We start from the raw sequence: 18964 nt of genomic DNA on the forward strand, positions 1-18964 counted from the left end.
TTTAGGGCAAAGCAAAGGTTGGAGGCGCCTTTGCATTTGCTTCGGGAGGAATTGAATGGCTTATTTTCTCACCGCCGACGGAGGCACGGAAAGTATCCGCGCGCGGATTTACGATTTGTCGGGCGTGTGCCTTGCCAGTGCTGCAGTCCCATATGAAACCAAGTTTTCCAGCGGTGCACGAGCTGAACAAAATCCAGAAGATTGGTGGAGTTCCTTCGTTCATGCCGCACGCAAAGCGATATCAGAATCCGCAGTTGATCCGGCGGCGATTGAAGCGATAACGCTTGCCACAACAAGCTGCACGGTTGTTGCGCTCGACGCTGATGGAAAGCCTCTGCGCCCATCGATTATCTGGATGGACGTTCGAGCTAGTTCGGAAGCGGAATCTGTATTGGCGACGGGCGATCAGGCGCTCAAAGCCAATGGCGGTGGCCAAGGGCCTGTCTCGGCGGAATGGATGATCCCCAAGGCACTCTGGATTGCACGCAATGAGCCGGAGATTTTCGCGAAGGCCGAAACGATCTGCGAGTATCAGGATTTTATGACTTTGCGCCTGACTGGCGAAAAAGCAGCAAGTCTCAACAACGCGTCGCTGCGCTGGCATTACTCGACTGATCGTGGCGGTTTCCCCACGACGATGCTGCAAAAACTGGGGCTCGAAACCTTAATGCATAAATGGCCATCGCGCGTGGTCGCGCCGGGCGAGGTAGTTGGTACGCTTTGTGCATCTGCCGCCTCCGAACTTGGTCTCAGCCAGAAGGTGAAACTGGTTCAGGGTGGGGCTGATGCACTGATTGGCATGATCGGCCTTGGTGTTGCCAAACCCGGTCAGCTTGCTCTCATAACCGGGTCGTCGCATCTGCAGTTTGGTGTTTCGGACAAACCACTCCATGCCCCCGGTATTTGGGGTAGTTATCCGGATATGCTCTATCCGGGGCGCTACGTGATCGAGGGTGGCCAAACATCAACCGGTTCGATTATCGCATGGCTGGGCCGCATGATGAACGGTACAATGAATATGGAAGAATTGAACCGTAAGGCTGCGGCTCTTGAGCCGGGGGCGGACGGACTTCTGGTGCAAGACCATTTTCAGGGCAATCGCACGCCTTATACTGATGCCCTGTCGCGTGGGGCAATTGTCGGTCTGACACTTGCACATGAGCCGCATCATATTTTTCGGGCGATTATGGAGGGCATCAGTTTTGGTACTCGCGCTATTCTCGATGCCATGGCAGATGCTGGTTATCGCGGACAGGAAATCACCGTTGGCGGCGGAGCAAGTGCCTCTCCGCTCTGGTTGCAGATACATGCTGATACGGCTGGCTTGCCTGTTTGTGTGCCGCAGTCACGCGACGCGCCATCGATGGGGGCTGCGGTTCTGGCGGCCCATGGTGCGGGATATTTCGCCACTATCGATGACGGAATCACCGCGATGGTGAAGCCCGGAACGCGTATAGAACCGCGTCCGCGCGAAGCAGCGATCTATAACGAGATTTACCAGCAGTATCGCGCTTTGTATCCGGCGTTGAAATCTGTTCACGCGGCCTGAAATCAATTGGGGAGAGACCATTGCTCAAGGATTTCGAACTTACAGATAAGCTCGCAGTCATTACCGGTGGAGCCAAAGGCATAGGCCGCGCTATTGCGCAGTTGTTCGTTGAAGCGGGAGCAACTGTTGTCATAACTGATCGTGATGAAGCGGTAAGTAAGGCGGCTGTTGCAGAGCTCAACACGTTAAGAGCTGCCTCGGCTAGTCTTTATATCCTTGATGTAACGGACAAGGATGCAGTCGAACGCGCCGCAGAAGCTATTTTCCGCCAAAATGGTTGTCCGCTTATATTGGTGAATAATGCGGGCATTGTCAAAAATGCCCCGGTCGCGGAAACTGAGGAAGCTGACTGGCGAGCCGTAATCGATGTCAACTTAAATGGCGTATTCTTCTGTGCGCAGGCGTTCGGAAAGCGTATGGCTGCATCTGGCCGTGGTGCGATCGTCAATATTTCATCCATGTGCGGTGAGATCGTTGTCTATCCGCAGCCACAGGTCGCGTACAATGCTGCTAAGGCAGGTGTCAATCTCATCACCAAATCGCTTGCAGTCGAATGGGCAAAGCAGGGCGTGCGCGTAAATGCGGTCGCACCTGGCTATACTGCGACTGAACTCACTCTTGCAGGTCGAAGCAATGAAGAGTGGTTTTCGAAATGGCTGGCCATGACACCTCAGGGACGGCTGGGTGAACCGCGTGAAATCGCAAATGCCGTTCTGTTTCTCGCATCCGATGCGGCGAGCTTCATAACCGGTACTGTGCTTGTCGTAGATGGTGGCTACACCGCGCTATAATTTGGAGGACAAAATGACCGAACAGACAAAAATAGCGCTTGTCACGGGCGCCAGTCGCGGGATTGGACGAGCCATTGCGATTGGCATGGCAAAGCGTGGCTTCGAGGTGGCTATCAATGATATTGAACGTCAGAAAGACGCATTGGAAGAGGTTGCGGGCGAAATCGGAGCATTGGGTCAACGCGTGCTTGCGGTCTATGCCGATGTCAGCAACAAAGCCGATGTTGAAGCAATGGTTTCTAAAACCATCGACATCTTTGGCCGGATTGATGCAGTCGTAAACAATGCGGGTATTTTGATCGCCAGCGATGTTGAGCATTTAAAAGAAGAACATTGGGACAGTGTGCTTGATATTAACGCCAAGGGCACATTTCTTGTTATTCAGGCTGTGCTGCCACAAATGAAGAAGCAGCGCTATGGTCGCATTGTGAATATAGCCTCCATCGGTGGCAAGCATGGCGCACCGGAACAGGCGCATTATTCTGCATCAAAAGCCGCAGTCATGGGCTTTACGCGTGTACTTGCACAAGAGGTTGGAACCTTCGGAATTACGGCCAATTGTATTTGCCCCGGAATTATTCTGACTGATATGGGCCGCGTTAATCTTGATGATGTGACGGTGCGTGAAGCTTGGCAAGAGAAGACCGCAATGCGTCGCATCGGTGATCCAGAAGACGTTGTTGGCCCAGTGGCATTTCTTGCATCCGACGATGCAGCTTTTGTTACCGGGCAAAGCCTTAATGTCGATGGCGGTATTGTTTTGAGTTAAGCGCATTGTCGACCAATGCGTTCGCAAATGCGCGTAAATAATGCATATGGTAAATCGACATTTACCATATTTGAGGTGTTGCATAACGCATAGCTTGTCACAAAAGAGGCCTCTGCTGACTGTTTTTCTTCGGCACAAGTCTGGAGGAGCTCATGTTCGTACGGCGATTGCGTTTGTATTTCTGCAAGTTTCAGAACCAGAAATGCGGCCGACTAAGCAGATCGGGAAAAATCAACTTCCGTGCCCAGTGGATCATGTCGAATGCGTCTGCAATCGACATCAATGGAAACTCTTTATCTGTTTGTTAGGCCTATTTCCGCTTCAGCATTTCTCCGCTCGGAGGAGCGTGTGGTAAAAAACTCAATTATCAGGTCGGTTGTCAGCCTGGTCGCTTGGTCAAAAGAACCAATGATATCAGCAAGCCACTCATTAGGCCGTGCATCGTCCGTTCCATTTAAGTGGAAAAATAGGGTAGGGCTTCCTTCTTGAGACCAAAGCCCTGTTTTAATATGCCGCCCTGACAGATGTACGTAAGCCGAAGCTGCCTGATAAGCTTCTGACAAGTCTAGAAATTTTTCGTTTAATTTCTGATGAAGGAATGCTTCGCTTAGAGGCTCGCCCGTGCACGCCTTAAGCTTACGATAACTCGTGTCAGTCATTAACAAAGTGCCGACAGTTTCGCTATCACCATGCTGAGAATTGACTGCCAATCGTCGGGTAGGGAGGTCTATCTACAGTACGAAGCTCTTATCTGCTATACTAGAGATATAAACACAGAGATGATACACATTTTTATATATGCATCTTGTAAAACAATAATTTCATTAAGAAAAATGGTGGGCGATGAGAGACTCGAACTCCCGACATCTTCGGTGTAAACGAAGCGCTCTACCAACTGAGCTAATCGCCCGGCTAACTTGTCAGCCGCTGTGAGAGCCGTTTAGGCTGTTCGTTTGGATAGTGCAAGCGTAAAAATTAGAAAAATGCATTTTTTTAATTCTCCGGCTAAAAAATATGGGCTCTCTGGGGATAAGTCCTATGAAAGCTATAATTCGGTGCGCCTAAAATGAGGTGACCCGTGGGTAACGTCAAAAATGCGATTCCTTTTTCTTTTTAATTTGAATGCCTTCCGATTGAATGAGGCGCGTTTAGGGTGAGTTCCCATATATAAAAGCGCGTAAAATCGGCTCTTTTAGAAGAAAATTATAATTCTTCTTTTTTCTTCAGATCACTCGCTTGACAGTGGTGAGAGAACACCTTAAACGACCGCTCACACCGAACGGAAACGCCGGTGACTACCCAGCCAAATGGCTGAAAATGAAATGCGCGGGTGTAGCTCAGTTGGTTAGAGTGCCGGCCTGTCACGCCGGAGGTCGCGGGTTCGAGCCCCGTCACTCGCGCCATTTTCATTCAGAAAACAAATCTTAAATTTCTGAATGAAAATGGCGAATCTCGCGAATTTATTTCATCTCGATATACAAATGATTTCTGATGTGGCCTGCTGCTTGAAAAGCAGCGCTTATACGTCGGGCATCTTTAATGGGTGCGCGATTAAAGCTTGTCGTTGAAACGTGTGAATCGCTTTTCCGATAACGGCATGCGTGAAAAGAGTTAGAACAGATGCTGTGGCGCTTAATAAGCTCGCTCTCAGCTTCATCGTCGCTTGTGTGGGGCAGGGCTATTTTGTTTTCCGCTTCCAGGAAAGATAAGCTACAGAGAATATCCCGGCCAAAACAACTAAAATGTCGCCGCAGGTGAGCAAATATGTGCTCATATCGCCCTCCTGGGATTTTGTATCGGTGTTCTTTGTTATTCTGCGCTGACGGCATATTCAGGGTTTGATTCCAAATGCCCCCGCAGAACGCGATTATGTCTGAGGCACAATCCTAAAAGCTGCTGTCGAATTGCTGAAGGCAATTGAATCCTGACCGCGAATCTCTGGGGCTAATTTATTTTAAGAATCTTACCGACGGCGACGGGATTTTTCTTCTGGTCACATCATGGCATTGCGACGACGAAATGAAGGAGTTTTAAACTCTATATATAACTGCAAATGGCGCCCTATATATAAAGAGTGTTTAGCAGCGTTATTTATCGGAAGTCTCGCCAAGTCTGACGCATTACGAACGGCGGCCGATACAGGATATGAATCAGAGATGACGGCGCTGGTTTCTGGGCGGCGCCATCGAAAATATCTTCAACGAGATCAGTCGATTTTAAATCGATTGATTCTATTCGCCTTAAAATGACGAAAGATCGTTCATCTCTATTTCCTCACGAAATTATGATGATTTCATGCTATATCAAATTTGGGTAGCATATATGGGCTTGCGGATGGTGCTTATTAAGCATCTTGAGCGCACTATACCCGCTTGATCGCGCTGGAGGGCTTGCGCTCGCGTGCATGCTGCGCTAACCGTCCAGCCAAATACTTAAGTTCGCACGGCATGCCCTTGAAGCTGCTTGAGGCGACGAGGTTGCAAGAGATGCAATGTGTCGCATGGTGGTAAGCTCTAAAAAGCTTATTACAGGCGGCGTCGCCTCGTATTCAAGCCGGATAAGGACCATGAACGAGCTTTTAAGTTCCTATTTGCCGATTGTCATCTTTCTCGGCATTGCGATGGTAATTGGTGTAGCCCTTCTGGTTGCGCCGTTTCTTGTCGCGTACAGACAGCCAGACCCGGAAAAGCTTTCAGCTTACGAGTGCGGCTTCAATGCTTTTGATGATGCTCGCATGAAATTCGACATCCGTTTCTATCTGGTGTCGATTCTCTTCATCATCTTCGATCTCGAAGTCGCCTTCCTGTTCCCATGGGCTGTGTCCTTTGGTGAAATCGGCTGGTTCGGTTTCCTGTCGATGATGCTTTTCCTTGGCGTTCTGACCATCGGCTTCATCTATGAATGGAAGAAGGGAGCCCTCGAATGGGATTGACCGGAACAAATCAAGCGTCTGGATCGACACTCATTGCTCCGCAACCAAAAGGCATTCTTGACCCGCGCACGGGCAAGCCTGTTGGTTCCGATGATGCGTTTTTCAACGATCTGAACAGCGAGCTGTCCGATAAGGGTTTCATCGTCACATCTGCTGACGCTCTGATTACCTGGGCACGTACTGGCTCGCTGATGTGGATGACCTTTGGTCTCGCATGTTGCGCTGTGGAAATGATGCATATTTCCATGCCGCGTTATGATGCTGAGCGCTTTGGTATCGCGCCGCGTGCGTCACCGCGTCAGTCTGACGTTATGATCGTTGCAGGCACGCTGACCAACAAGATGGCTCCGGCTCTGCGCAAGGTCTATGACCAGATGCCAGAGCCACGCTATGTCATTTCGATGGGTTCGTGCGCAAATGGTGGTGGCTACTACCACTACTCTTATTCTGTAGTGCGTGGTTGTGACCGTGTTGTTCCTGTCGACATCTATGTGCCGGGTTGTCCTCCGACGGCTGAGGCGTTGCTTTATGGCATTCTTATGCTTCAGAAGAAGATCCGCCGCACAGGTACGATCGAGCGCTAAGCGGACCTTTTGGTCTCAATGGTGCAAGAAGGTTTGTTAGAACTCGATCTGTTTTCCCAAGGATGGGTCGGGGTCTAAAAAAGGAAGTTAGAGATATGAGCGAAGAAGCTCTTGGTGAACTTTCCGGCTATATCAAAGAACGTCTCGGCGATGCGATCGAAGAGGCGAAGCTGGCCTATGGTGAGCTGACGCTGTCTGTTCCGGTTGCAAGCCTGATTAATGTTCTGACATTCCTGCGCGACGACGTGCAGTGCCAGTTCATTAACTTGACGGATATTTCCGGCGTTGATTATCCACAGCGCGCCAAGCGTTTTGACGTTGTTTATCAGTTCCTTTCACCACGCCAGAACCTGCGCATTCGTGTGAAGGTTCAGGCTGATGAGGACACGCTGGTTCCTTCTGCCGTATCGGTTTTCGTCGGCGCTGAGTGGTTTGAGCGCGAAGCCTACGACATGTATGGTATTCTGTTCTCCGGTCACCCTGATCTGCGTCGCATTCTGACCGATTACGGTTTTGAAGGTCATCCGCTGCGCAAAGACTTTCCGACCACTGGCTTCGTTGAAGTTCGTTACAGTGATGAAGCCAAGCGCGTCATTTATGAGCCTGTCATGCTGCGACAGGAATTCCGCAATTTTGACTTTCTCTCGCCATGGGAAGGGACGGATTACGTCCTGCCGGGCGATGAAAAAGCCAAGACGAACTGAGCGACAGGAAGCTAAACATGGCTGAGACTCAGGTCCGCAACTTTAATATTAACTTTGGTCCGCAGCACCCTGCTGCGCACGGCGTTTTGCGTCTTGTTCTTGAACTCGACGGCGAAGTCGTGGAACGCGTTGATCCGCATATCGGTCTGCTACATCGCGGCACCGAAAAGCTGATGGAAACGAAGACTTATCTTCAGGCTTTGCCTTATCTCGACCGCCTCGACTACGTGGCGCCGATGAATCAGGAACACGCCTATGCTTTGGCTGTTGAGCGTCTGCTTGGCATTACAGTGCCGAAGCGTGGTCAGCTGATCCGTGTTCTTTTCTCGGAAATCGGTCGTATTCTGAACCATCTTCTGAACGTGACCACTCAGGCTATGGACGTTGGTGCACTGACGCCGCCGCTGTGGGGCTTTGAAGAGCGCGAAAAGCTGATGGTGTTTTACGAGCGCGCTTGTGGCGCACGTATGCATGCTGCTTACTTCCGTCCGGGTGGTGTTCATCAGGACATTCCTGACCAGCTCGTTGAAGACATCGGCAAATGGATTGATCCGTTTCTCGCAACGACGCTCACGAACCTTGACAACCTTATTACGCCAAACCGTATTTTCAAGCAGCGTAACGTCGACATCGGCGTTGTTTCGCTCGAAGATGCATGGGCTTGGGGCTTCTCGGGCGTCATGGTTCGCGGTTCGGGTGCAGCATGGGATCTGCGTAAGTCGCAGCCATATGAGTGCTACAACGAAATGGAATTTGATATTCCAATCGGTAAGAACGGCGACTGCTATGACCGTTACCTGATCCGTATGGAAGAAATGCGCCAGTCGGCGCGCATCATGCGCCAGTGCGTTGATCTTCTGCTTGGCAAGGAACGTGTTGGTCCTGTTTCGCACACCGACAACAAAATTGTGCCGCCAAAGCGCGGCGAGATGAAGCGCTCGATGGAAGCGCTCATCCATCACTTCAAGCTTTACACGGAAGGCTACCATGTGCCTGCCGGTGAAGTTTATGCAGCAGTTGAAGCGCCAAAAGGTGAATTTGGTGTCTTCCTCGTATCGGATGGCTCCAACAAGCCTTACCGCTGCAAGCTGCGCGCGCCGGGCTTTGCCCATCTTCAGGCTATGGATTTCCTGTGCCGCGGCCACATGCTGGCTGACGTGTCGGCAATCCTTGGCTCGCTCGATATCGTGTTTGGTGAGGTTGACCGCTGATGTCCGTTCGCCGTCTCGCAGATGATGCCGTCCAGCCGGCTGGTTTCGCTTTCAACGCGGAAAACCAGGCTTGGGCGCACAAGACGATCGCAAAATACCCGGAAGGCCGTCAGCAGTCGGCTGTTATTCCGCTGCTCATGCGTGCGCAAGAGCAAGAGGGATGGGTTACAAAAGCTGCAATCGAATATGTAGCTCACATGCTCGACATGCCGCTGATCCGCGTTCTGGAAGTTGCAACCTTCTATACGCAGTTCCAGCTGAAGCCAGTTGGAACCCGCGCCCACATTCAGGTTTGCGGCACTACACCATGCATGTTGCGTGGCTCGGAAGCGCTGATGGATGTTTGCCGTCATAAAATCCACCACGATCCTTTCGAGCTGAATGCCGAAGGCACGCTGTCGTGGGAAGAAGTTGAGTGTCAGGGCGCTTGCGTCAATGCGCCGATGGTCATGATCTTCAAGGATGCTTATGAAGACCTGACGCCTGAACGTCTTGCTGAAATCATCGATACGTTTGAAGCAGGCAAGGGCGACACAGTTAAGCCGGGTCCACAGGATGGCCGTATCACGTCTGAACCCATGGGTGGACTGACGGCTCTGACCGAAGATCTCGACTACAAACAGGTTGGTCTGGAAACCCGTAAGGCATCTGATGCCGCAGTTGCTAAAGCCAAGGCAGAAGCCGAAGCAAAGGCAAAGGCTGAAGCAGAAGCCGCAACCAAAGACGGAAGCAGGTGAGACATGCTGGCTGATAAAGATCGCATCTTCACCAATATCTATGGCTTTAAAGACCAGTCGCTGAAAGGCGCAATGTCACGTGGCCATTGGGATAACACCAAGGGCTTCATCGAAAAGGGCCGTGACTGGATCATCAACGAAATGAAGGCATCAAACCTTCGTGGACGTGGTGGTGCAGGCTTTCCGACTGGCCTGAAATGGTCGTTCATGCCGAAGGAAGTGACGGATCGTCCGCATTACCTCGTCGTGAATGCCGATGAATCCGAGCCAGGCACCTGTAAGGACCGCGAAATTCTGCGCCACGATCCGCACACGCTGATCGAAGGCTGCGTTATCGCCGGTTGTGCAATGAGTGCGCACACCGCTTACATCTATTTGCGCGGCGAATTCATGCGTGAGCGTGAAGCGCTGCAGGCAGCAATTGATGAGTGCTATGATGCTGGCCTTCTGGGTAAGAACAATAAGTGCGGCTGGGATATGGATATATTCCTTCATCACGGCGCTGGCGCTTATATCTGCGGCGAAGAAACCGCTCTGCTCGAAAGCCTTGAAGGCAAGAAGGGCCAGCCACGTCTGAAGCCTCCGTTCCCTGCGAATATGGGTCTTTATGGCTGCCCGACGACTGTTAACAACGTTGAATCGATTGCTGTTGCTCCGACAATCTTACGTCGTGGTGGTGCATGGTTCTCGTCGATTGGCCGTCCGAACAATGTCGGCACCAAGCTGTTCCAGATTTCTGGTCATGTGAACACGCCTTGCACAGTTGAAGAAAGCCTCGGCATCACCTTCCGCGAGCTGATCGAAAAGCACGCTGGCGGTATTCGTGGTGGCTGGGACAATCTGCTCGGTGTTATTCCCGGCGGTGCATCCTGCCCGATCATCAAGGGCGAAGACATGATGGACGCCATCATGGACTTTGATGGCATGCGCGAAAAGAAATCTTCGTTCGGTACCGGCGGCGTGATCGTCATGGACAAGTCCACCGACGTCATCAAGGCAATTGCGCGTCTTTCCGCTTTCTTCAAGCATGAAAGCTGCGGCCAGTGCACGCCATGCCGTGAAGGCACCGGTTGGATGTGGCGCGTCATGGAACGCATGGTCAAGGGTAACGCGCAGAAGCGCGAAATCGACATGCTTCTCGACGTTACCAAGCAGATTGAAGGTCATACGATCTGCGCGCTTGGTGATGCTGCTGCATGGCCTATTCAGGGTCTGATCCGCAATTTCCGTCCGGAAATTGAAAAGCGCATTGACGATTATACACGCAACGCCGTTCAGAGCCGCAATATCCGTCTGGAAGCAGCGGAATAGGGCTTAGGCATTGTGTAGTGCAGCCCACCTCCCATGGGCTGCAAGTGAGTTTGACATCTGGAAGATGCGGCAAGAGCCGCAGGTTTGGATAAGCGATGGCAAATATTAAGGTTGACGGCACAGAGATCGAAGTACCCGATCACTATACGCTCCTTCAGGCTGCCGAAGCCGCGGGGGCTGAAGTCCCGCGTTTTTGTTTCCACGAACGGCTTTCCATCGCTGGAAACTGCCGCATGTGCCTTGTTGAAGTGAAGGGCGGACCGCCAAAGCCGGCCGCATCCTGCGCTATGGGTGTTCGCGATTTGCGTCCTGGCCCGAACGGCGAAGCACCTGAAATTTTCACCAACACGCCTATGGTCAAGAAGGCCCGCGAAGGCGTGATGGAATTCTTGCTCATCAACCATCCGCTCGATTGCCCGATTTGCGATCAGGCTGGTGAGTGCGATCTGCAGGATCAGGCCATGGCGTTTGGTACTGATGGCTCGCGCTATCGCGAAAACAAGCGTGCGGTTGAAAACAAGTATATCGGCCCACTCGTCAAGACGGTTATGACGCGCTGCATTCACTGCACGCGCTGCGTTCGCTTCACAACCGAAGTGGCTGGCATTTCTGAATTGGGCCTCATTGGTCGCGGTGAAGATGCTGAAATCACCACCTATCTTGAACGCGCAATGACCTCGGAACTGCAGGGCAACGTGATTGACCTTTGCCCGGTTGGTGCTCTGACCTCGCGTCCATATGAATTTCAGGCACGTCCGTGGGAACTGAACAAGACAGAAACCATCGACGTGATGGACGCTGTTGGTTCAAACATCCGCGTTGACACTCGTGGCCGTGAAGTGATGCGTATCATGCCGCGCGTCAATGAGCAGGTGAACGAAGAGTGGATTTCCGACAAGACCCGCTTCATCTGGGATGGTCTGCGCACACAGCGCCTTGATCGCCCATATGTTCGCAAGGGTGGCCGTCTGGTTGCTGTCACGTGGCCAGAAGCTTTTGCAACAATCGCTGCAAAGGTTTCTTCGACTTCAGCTGATAAGATCGGCGCAGTTGCTGGTGATCTGGCTTCGGTTGAAGAACTCTACGCTCTGAAAAACCTCATCGGATCGCTCGGCTCGAAGAATATCGACAGCCGTCAGGATGGCGCAGCACTTGATCCGGCTCTCGGTCGTGCAAGCTATCTCTTTAACACAACGATCGAAGGCATTGAAAATGCTGACGCTCTTCTGATTATCGGTTCCAACCCACGCGTTGAAGCTGCTGTTCTGAATGCGCGTATTCGTAAGCGTCAGCGTATGGGCCATTTCCCGATTGCTATGATCGGTGAACAGGCTGAGCTGCGTTACAACTACGAATATCTTGGCGCTGGCGCAGACACACTGGCAGCTGTTGCTGCTGGCAAGAATGCATTCCGCGACGTATTGGCTAAGGCAGAGCGTCCGCTGATCATCGTTGGTCAGGGTGCATTGACCGGCGAAAACGGTGCCGCTGTTCTCGCTCAAGCTGCAAAGCTGGCACAGGATGTTGGCGCGATCAGCGCCGAGTGGAATGGTTTCTCGGTTTTGCACACAGCCGCTTCCCGCGTTGGTGCTCTTGATCTCGGTGTTGTTCCGGGTGAGGGCGGCAAGGCTGCGAACGACATGCTTGGCAATCTTGATCTTGTGTTCCTGCTTGGTGCAGACGAACTCGACATGACCAAGAAAGCATCGAGCTTCGTTGTCTATATCGGCACACACGGCGATGCCGGTGCACATGCCGCTGACGTTATTCTTCCGGGTGCAGCCTATACCGAAAAGTCGGGTACATGGCTCAACACGGAAGGTCGCGTTCAGCTTGGCAACCGTGCTGGCTTTGCTCCGGGCGAAGCTAAGGAAGATTGGGCAATCTTGCGCGCTCTTTCCGACACGCTCGGCAAGCGTTTGCCGTTTGACAGTCTTTCGCAGCTTCGCGCCAAGCTCTATGCAGACTTCCCGCATATGATGGCGATTGACACGATTGCTCCTGCAAATGCAGACGATCTGTCGGCGCTTGCAGCAAAAGCATCTAACCTTTCTGGCGGCGCTGCGTTCGTTTCGCCGGTCAAGGATTTCTATCTGACGAACCCAATCGCGCGTGCTTCCGCTGTCATGGCCGAGTGCTCGGCGCTTGCGGCCGGCAGCTTCCAACAGGCAGCTGAGTAAGCGAGAGAGAGACGGAATAATGGACGGAATTTTTGCAGCTTACGTCTTGCCTGCGCTGATCATAGCGCTGAAGTCGGTCGTTCTGCTTGTCGTATTGCTGATCGTCGTGGCTTACCTGCTTTATGCGGATCGTAAGATCTGGGCAGCCGTGCAGCTTCGCCGTGGACCAAACGTTGTTGGTCCTTGGGGTCTGTTTCAGGCTTTCGCCGATCTTCTGAAGTTCGTCGTTAAAGAGCCGATCATTCCTTCGGGCGCGAATAAGGGTGTGTTTCTTCTCGCACCTTTCATTTCGGCGGTTCTGGCGATGGCAACATGGGCGGTCATCCCGGTCAATGAAGGCTGGGCGATTGCAAACATCAATGTCGGCATTCTCTATATCTTCGCTATTTCTTCGCTTGAAGTTTATGGCGTGATTATGGGCGGCTGGGCTTCGAACTCGAAGTATCCGTTCCTGGGTGCACTTCGTTCGGCAGCGCAGATGGTCTCTTATGAAGTGTCGATTGGCTTTGTGATCGTTACGGTTCTGCTCACAGTTGGCTCACTCAACATGACAGACATTGTGCTTTCGCAGAATACGGGTCTTGGCACATCGCTAGGTCTGCCTGCTTCGTTCCTCGATTGGAACTGGCTGGTTCTGTTCCCGATGTTCGTGATCTTCTTCATTTCGGCGCTTGCTGAAACGAACCGTCCGCCATTCGATCTTGTCGAAGCTGAATCCGAACTCGTGGCCGGTCATATGATCGAATATTCGTCCACGCCGTTCCTTCTGTTCTTCCTCGGCGAGTATGTGGCGATCACGCTGATGTGCGCCCTGATGACCACACTCTTCCTTGGCGGCTGGTTGCCTCCGGTTGACGTATGGTTCCTCAACTGGGTTCCGGGCATCATCTGGTTTATGCTCAAGCTCTGCTTCTGCTTCTTCCTGTTCGCAATGGTGAAGGCTTTTGTACCGCGTTATCGTTATGACCAGCTGATGCGTCTGGGTTGGAAAGTGTTCCTGCCAATTTCGCTTGGTATGGTTGTTCTGACCGCAACCGTCATCAAAGTCTTCGATCTGGTGTAAGGAGAAAGATAAATGGCTTCATTCGCACAGGCCGCGAAATCCCTCCTTCTCAAGGAATTCGTTGCGGCTTTCTTCCTCTCCATGCGCCAGTTCTTCGCGCCAAAAGCGACGCTGAACTACCCGCATGAAAAGGGTCCGATTTCGCCTCGTTTTCGTGGCGAGCATGCACTGCGCCGTTACCCAAATGGCGAAGAACGCTGCATTGCTTGTAAGCTTTGCGAAGCGATCTGCCCGGCACAGGCTATCACCATTGAAGCGGGTCCACGCCGCAATGACGGTACGCGCCGCACGGTTCGTTACGATATTGATATGGTGAAGTGCATCTATTGCGGTTTCTGTCAGGAAGCGTGTCCGGTGGATGCAATCGTTGAAGGTCCAAATTTCGAGTTTGCGACCGAAACCCGCGAAGAGCTTTACTATGACAAGGACAAGCTCCTTGCCAATGGCGATCGCTGGGAACGCGAAATTGCGCGCAACATCGCAATGGATGCGCCATATCGCTGATTGGTATTGCTGAAACGCGGTTTCAGCATCCGGTTTGAAAAGCGGCAACAAGAAGGGGCGGCCCATCTTGTTGCTGGAATTTAAGTTTCGCGATTATTCGCGGCAAACAAAGACTAAAGCGGATGAAGCAATCAGGCTTTGTCCACGGAAAGGTGTTGGGGGATCCCCATGCTGACAGGTATTGCGGCAGCGTTCTTCTATCTGTTCGCCTTTATCATGATCGCCAGTGCGTTCATGGTAATTGCGGCACGCAACCCCGTGCATTCGGTACTGTTTCTCATCCTCGCTTTCTTCAATGCAGCGGCCCTGTTCCTGCTGACAGGGGCCGAGTTCCTCGCCATGATCCTGCTCGTCGTTTATGTCGGTGCTGTGGCGGTTCTCTTCCTCTTCGTCGTCATGATGCTGGATGTTGACTTCTCCGAATTGAAGCGCGGTGCGCTGCAATATGCGCCGGTTGGTGCTCTGGTTGGTCTGATCCTGCTGGGCGAGCTGATTGTTGTATTTGCGGGTTCGATGTTCACGCCTAAGCTGGGGCAGGGTGCGGTTCCAATCCCTGACATTGCTGAACGCACCAACACTGCTGCCCTCGGCGACATTCTTTACACTGACTTTGTCTTCAACTTCCAGATTGCTGGATTGGTCCTTCTGGTCGCCATGATCGGTGCGATTGTTCTGACGCTGCGGCACAAGCCAAATGTGAAGCGCCAGTCGATTTCGGATCAGGTTGCTCGTACGCCTGAAACGGCGATCGAGATCAAGCAAGTCGAAACAGGCAAGGGCATTTGAGGAAAAGAATATGGAAATCGGTATTTCTCATTATCTGACCGTATCAGCCATCCTGTTCACCCTTGGCGTTTTCGGTATCTTCTTAAACCGTAAGAACGTCATCGTTATCCTGATGTCTGTCGAATTGATCCTTCTCTCGGTCAATCTCAATTTTGTGGCGTTTTCTTCTGTGCTTGGCGATATGGTCGGGCAGGTTTTCGCGCTGTTCGTTCTGACCGTTGCGGCTGCGGAAGCAGCTATCGGTCTCGCAATCCTCGTTGTTTTCTTCCGTAATCGCGGTTCTATCGCGGTGGAAGACGTCAATGTTATGAAAGGTTGACGGGCAAATGCTCTATAACGCGATCGTCTTCCTTCCGCTTATTGGCTTTCTTATTGCCGGACTTTTCGGCAATAAGATCGGTGCAAAGGCGAGTGAATATGTGACTTCCGGCCTGATGGTGATCGTTGCGATCCTGTCATGGGTCGTGTTCTTCAAAATCCCGCTCGGCCACGATGCCGAAACGGTTCGTATCCCTGTTCTTCACTGGGTCACGTCTGGTTCGCTGTCGTTTGATTGGGCTTTGCGCGTTGATACGCTGACGGGCGTTATGCTTGTCGTGGTCAACTCGGTGTCGGCTTTGGTGCATATCTATTCGATTGGATACATGCATCACGATCCGCATCGTCCGCGCTTCTTCGCTTATCTTTCGCTCTTCACCTTTGCCATGCTTATGCTGGTTACGTCGGACAACCTGATCCAGATGTTCTTCGGCTGGGAAGGCGTGGGTCTTGCTTCTTACCTTCTGATCGGCTTCTGGTTCCAGAAGCCATCGGCAAATGCCGCTGCAATGAAGGCTTTCGTTGTCAACCGTGTTGGTGACTTTGGCTTCCTGCTCGGTATCTTTGGTCTGTTTGCGCTGTTCCAGACGGTTGATTACAACACGCTTTTTGCAGCCGCAGCAAACTACCTGCCAGCAGAAGGTGCTGCTGATACTGGTGCAGTCGTTCTCAACTTCCTCGGCTATGAACTGCACAAAGAAACCGCTCTGACGGTTGTCTGCCTGCTCTTGTTCATGGGCGCGATGGGTAAGTCGGCTCAGTTCCTGCTGCACACATGGTTGCCTGACGCGATGGAAGGCCCGACACCTGTTTCCGCACTTATTCATGCGGCAACGATGGTGACCGCGGGTGTGTTCCTGGTTGCGCGCATGTCGCCAATTTTTGAACTCTCGCACACCGCACTTCTTATCGTGACGATCATCGGCGCAACGACAGCGTTCTTCGCTGCAACCGTTGCGCTTGTGCAGAACGACATCAAGCGCGTTATCGCTTACTCGACCTGTTCGCAGCTTGGTTACATGTTCGCGGCTCTCGGTGTTGGTGCTTACGGTGCTGCTGTATTCCACCTTTTCACGCACGCTTTCTTCAAGGCGCTTTTGTTCCTTTGCGCAGGTTCGGTTATCCATGCCGTTTCTGACGAACAGGATATGCGTCGTATGGGTGGCCTGCGTAAGCTGATCCCGATCACCTATTGGATGATGATGATCGGTACTGTTGCTATTACGGGTCTGGGCGTTCCGGGCACAATCATCGGTACTGCTGGCTTCTTCTCGAAAGATGCCATCATCGAGTCGGTCTTCGCATCGCACAGCCTTGCTTCGGGTTACGCGTTCACGCTTCTGGTGGTTGCAGCTCTGTTTACGAGCTTCTACTCATGGCGTCTGATTTTCATGACATTCTATGGCAAGCCACGCGCTTCTGCTGAAGTCATGCATCACGTTCATGAATCGCCTCCGGTCATGCTCGTGCCGTTGTTCATCCTTGCTGTCGGCGCACTGTTTGCAGGTGTCGTGTTCAAGGAATACTTCTTCGGCCACGAATATGCTGAATTTTGGAAGGGCGCGCTCTTCACGTTGCCAAGCAACGAAATCCTGGAACATTATCACCATGTTCCGCTGTGGGTTAAGTTGTCGCCGTTCATCGCTATGCTGATCGGTCTGGTAATCGCTTGGATTTTCTATATCCGCGCACCACACATTCCGAAGGCACTCGCAGAGCGTCATCGCGGTCTGTACCAGTTCCTTCTCAACAAGTGGTATTTCGACGAACTTTACGACTTCATCTTCGTTCGTCCTGCACGTTGGCTCGGCCGCTTCTTCTGGAAGGTTGGCGACGGCAAGATTATCGACGGTTACGGTCCTAATGGTGTCGCTGCACGCGTTCTCGATGTTACAGATCGCGTTGTGAAGATGCAGTCGGGTTACCTTTATCATTACGCATTCGCGATGCTTATCGGCGTCGCCGCGCTCGTCACCTGGATGATGCTCGGGAGCTCTTTCTGATGACCGATTGGCCAATTCTTTCTACGGTCACATTTCTGCCGCTCGTCGGCGCCTTGTTGATCCTTCTCATCAAGGATGACAGCGAAGCCTCGCGTCGCAACATTAAGAATGTTGCGTTGCTGACCACGGTTTTCGTTTTCATTCTGTCACTGGTTATCTGGGCCGGGTTTGACAATTCAAATCCGGGCTTCCAGATGGTCGAACAGGTCGGCTGGCTCGGTGGAGGCATTTCCTACCACATGGGCGTTGACGGCATTTCCATGCTGTTTGTCGTGCTGTCTGCTTTCCTGATGCCATTCTGCATACTTGCGAGCTGGCTGGCTATCGAGAAGCGCGTCAAGGAATACATGATTGCGTTCCTTATTCTGGAAACGCTCATGATCGGCGTGTTCTGTGCGCTCGATCTGTTCCTGTTCTACGTGTTCTTTGAAGCAAGCCTTATTCCGATGTTCATCATCATCGGCGTATGGGGTGGCAAGCGCCGCGTTTATGCGAGCTTCAAGTTCTTCCTTTACACGCTGCTCGGCTCTGTGCTGATGCTGATCGCGATCATGGCAATGTACTGGCAGGCCGGTACGCTTAACATCGTCGAACTGCTAAAATACGACTTCCCAGCAGGTATGCAAACGTGGCTATGGCTGGCATTCTTCGCGTCCTTTGCCGTGAAGATGCCAATGTGGCCAGTGCATACATGGTTGCCGGATGCGCACGTTGAAGCACCGACAGCAGGTTCGGTCATTCTGGCGGGTATTCTTCTAAAGCTCGGTGGCTATGGCTTCCTGCGCTTCTCGCTGCCGATGTTCCCACTCGCTTCTGCCGATTTCGCTCCGTTCGTCTTTGCACTCTCAGCAATTGCTATCGTCTACACCTCGCTCGTGGCGTTGGTGCAGGAAGATATCAAGAAGCTGATTGCTTATTCATCGGTTGCGCATATGGGCTATGTGACCATGGGTATTTTTGCCGCCAACGAACAGGGCGTGCAGGGTGCAATCTTCCAGATGCTCTCGCACGGTATTGTTTCGGGCGCGCTCTTCCTTTGCGTTGGCGTGATCTATGATCGCATGCATACCCGTGAAATTTCGGCCTTTGGCGGTCTCGTAAACCGGATGCCGAAATATGCCGTGGCTTTCCTCATCCTGACGATGGCGAATGTCGGTCTTCCGGGTACGTCTGGCTTTATCGGTGAATTCCTCACGCTGTTCGGTGTCTTCCGCGTCAATACGTGGGTAGCGCTGTTCGCAACATCGGGTGTGATCCTGTCGGCAGCCTATGCGCTCTGGCTCTATCGCAACGTGGTGTTTGGTGCGCTGACCAAGGAAAGCCTCAAGAGCATTCTTGATCTCACCCCGCGTGAGAAGGTGATCCTGTATCCGCTTGTGGCTCTCACTATCTTCTTCGGTGTGTATCCGGTTCCGGTCTTCGATGCGACCGCGAGCGCCGTGCATGCACTGGTTACCAATTATGACGCAGCGCTGGCAAATGCCGCTAGCGCTACGCTGGCGCAGTAAGTAAAGGCGTAGGC

The 18964-nt window shown here is 52.3% G+C and carries 16 protein-coding genes and 2 tRNA genes; 17 read left to right on the forward strand and 1 reads right to left on the reverse strand.

Going from position 1 to position 18964, the window contains the following annotated elements:
* Positions 1-55: 55 nt before the first annotated feature.
* Genes RI570_RS10510 through RI570_RS10520 form a run of 3 tightly spaced genes read left to right on the forward strand, consistent with a single transcriptional unit; the run spans position 56 to position 3109 of the window.
* On the forward strand, positions 56-1549 hold the full coding sequence (locus RI570_RS10510; protein ID WP_313828361.1) for an FGGY-family carbohydrate kinase: 1494 nt from the start codon (positions 56-58) through the stop codon (positions 1547-1549).
* A 20-nt stretch (positions 1550-1569) separates the two neighbouring features.
* Positions 1570-2340: an SDR family NAD(P)-dependent oxidoreductase gene (locus tag RI570_RS10515; RefSeq protein WP_313828362.1), complete on the forward strand. Its 771-nt coding sequence runs from the start codon at positions 1570-1572 to the stop codon at positions 2338-2340.
* Between the two features lie 13 nt (positions 2341-2353).
* Positions 2354-3109, forward strand: a complete 756-nt coding sequence (locus RI570_RS10520) for an SDR family NAD(P)-dependent oxidoreductase (protein ID WP_313828364.1) — start codon at positions 2354-2356, stop codon at positions 3107-3109.
* An 834-nt stretch (positions 3110-3943) separates the two neighbouring features.
* On the opposite strand, the gene RI570_RS10525 is transcribed toward RI570_RS10520, so the two are convergent.
* Positions 3944-4019 (reverse strand) — tRNA-Val (locus RI570_RS10525).
* Between the two features lie 416 nt (positions 4020-4435).
* Here RI570_RS10525 and RI570_RS10530 point away from each other — a divergent pair.
* The 14 genes from RI570_RS10530 to RI570_RS10595 all read left to right on the forward strand — a co-directional run bounded on the left by RI570_RS10530 (position 4436) and on the right by RI570_RS10595 (position 18950).
* A tRNA-Asp gene (locus RI570_RS10530) sits at positions 4436-4512 on the forward strand.
* Positions 4513-5675: 1163 nt separating this feature from the next.
* A complete protein-coding gene (locus RI570_RS10535; RefSeq protein ID WP_094506957.1) occupies positions 5676-6041 on the forward strand; it encodes an NADH-quinone oxidoreductase subunit A in 366 nt (121 codons plus the stop codon).
* Positions 6032-6625: a NuoB/complex I 20 kDa subunit family protein gene (locus tag RI570_RS10540; protein ID WP_024897475.1), complete on the forward strand. Its 594-nt coding sequence runs from the start codon at positions 6032-6034 to the stop codon at positions 6623-6625. The genes RI570_RS10535 and RI570_RS10540 overlap by 10 nt, the downstream gene beginning before the upstream one ends.
* Before the next feature lie 95 nt (positions 6626-6720).
* Positions 6721-7329 carry an NADH-quinone oxidoreductase subunit C gene (locus RI570_RS10545; protein WP_313828365.1) on the forward strand — a complete coding sequence of 203 codons (609 nt, stop codon included), beginning with the start codon at positions 6721-6723 and terminating at the stop codon, positions 7327-7329.
* Positions 7330-7346: 17 nt separating this feature from the next.
* A complete protein-coding gene (locus tag RI570_RS10550) occupies positions 7347-8540 on the forward strand; it encodes an NADH-quinone oxidoreductase subunit D (protein WP_250039645.1) in 1194 nt (397 codons plus the stop codon).
* The gene (nuoE, locus tag RI570_RS10555) at positions 8540-9277 is read left to right on the forward strand and encodes an NADH-quinone oxidoreductase subunit NuoE (protein WP_313828366.1); all 738 of its coding nucleotides are present in this window, start codon (positions 8540-8542) and stop codon (positions 9275-9277) included. Before RI570_RS10550 ends, nuoE begins: the two co-directional genes overlap by 1 nt.
* A 3-nt stretch (positions 9278-9280) precedes the next feature.
* Positions 9281-10588: an NADH-quinone oxidoreductase subunit NuoF gene (gene nuoF / locus RI570_RS10560; protein ID WP_007874542.1), complete on the forward strand. Its 1308-nt coding sequence runs from the start codon at positions 9281-9283 to the stop codon at positions 10586-10588.
* A gap of 95 nt (positions 10589-10683) precedes the next feature.
* The gene (gene nuoG, locus RI570_RS10565; protein ID WP_313828367.1) at positions 10684-12768 is read left to right on the forward strand and encodes an NADH-quinone oxidoreductase subunit NuoG; all 2085 of its coding nucleotides are present in this window, start codon (positions 10684-10686) and stop codon (positions 12766-12768) included.
* A 19-nt stretch (positions 12769-12787) separates the two neighbouring features.
* Entirely contained in the window at positions 12788-13831 is a 1044-nt protein-coding gene (gene nuoH, locus RI570_RS10570) for an NADH-quinone oxidoreductase subunit NuoH (RefSeq protein WP_310010423.1), read from the forward strand.
* A gap of 12 nt (positions 13832-13843) precedes the next feature.
* Positions 13844-14335: an NADH-quinone oxidoreductase subunit NuoI gene (gene nuoI, locus RI570_RS10575; protein WP_094506964.1), complete on the forward strand. Its 492-nt coding sequence runs from the start codon at positions 13844-13846 to the stop codon at positions 14333-14335.
* A 168-nt stretch (positions 14336-14503) separates the two neighbouring features.
* Positions 14504-15121, forward strand: a complete 618-nt coding sequence (locus RI570_RS10580) for an NADH-quinone oxidoreductase subunit J (RefSeq protein WP_313828368.1) — start codon at positions 14504-14506, stop codon at positions 15119-15121.
* Positions 15122-15131: 10 nt separating this feature from the next.
* Positions 15132-15440, forward strand: coding sequence for an NADH-quinone oxidoreductase subunit NuoK (nuoK, locus tag RI570_RS10585; protein WP_007874552.1), 309 nt, complete (start codon positions 15132-15134; stop codon positions 15438-15440).
* Between the two features lie 7 nt (positions 15441-15447).
* Positions 15448-17442, forward strand: a complete 1995-nt coding sequence (gene nuoL, locus RI570_RS10590; protein ID WP_313828369.1) for an NADH-quinone oxidoreductase subunit L — start codon at positions 15448-15450, stop codon at positions 17440-17442.
* Complete coding sequence (locus RI570_RS10595; protein ID WP_313828370.1) at positions 17442-18950, forward strand: NADH-quinone oxidoreductase subunit M; 1509 nt, start codon at positions 17442-17444, stop codon at positions 18948-18950. Before nuoL ends, RI570_RS10595 begins: the two co-directional genes overlap by 1 nt.
* Positions 18951-18964: the final 14 nt, after the last annotated feature.

The sequence above is a fragment of the Brucella pseudogrignonensis genome, from assembly GCF_032190615.1.
GTDB lineage: Bacteria > Pseudomonadota > Alphaproteobacteria > Rhizobiales > Rhizobiaceae > Brucella > Brucella pseudogrignonensis_B.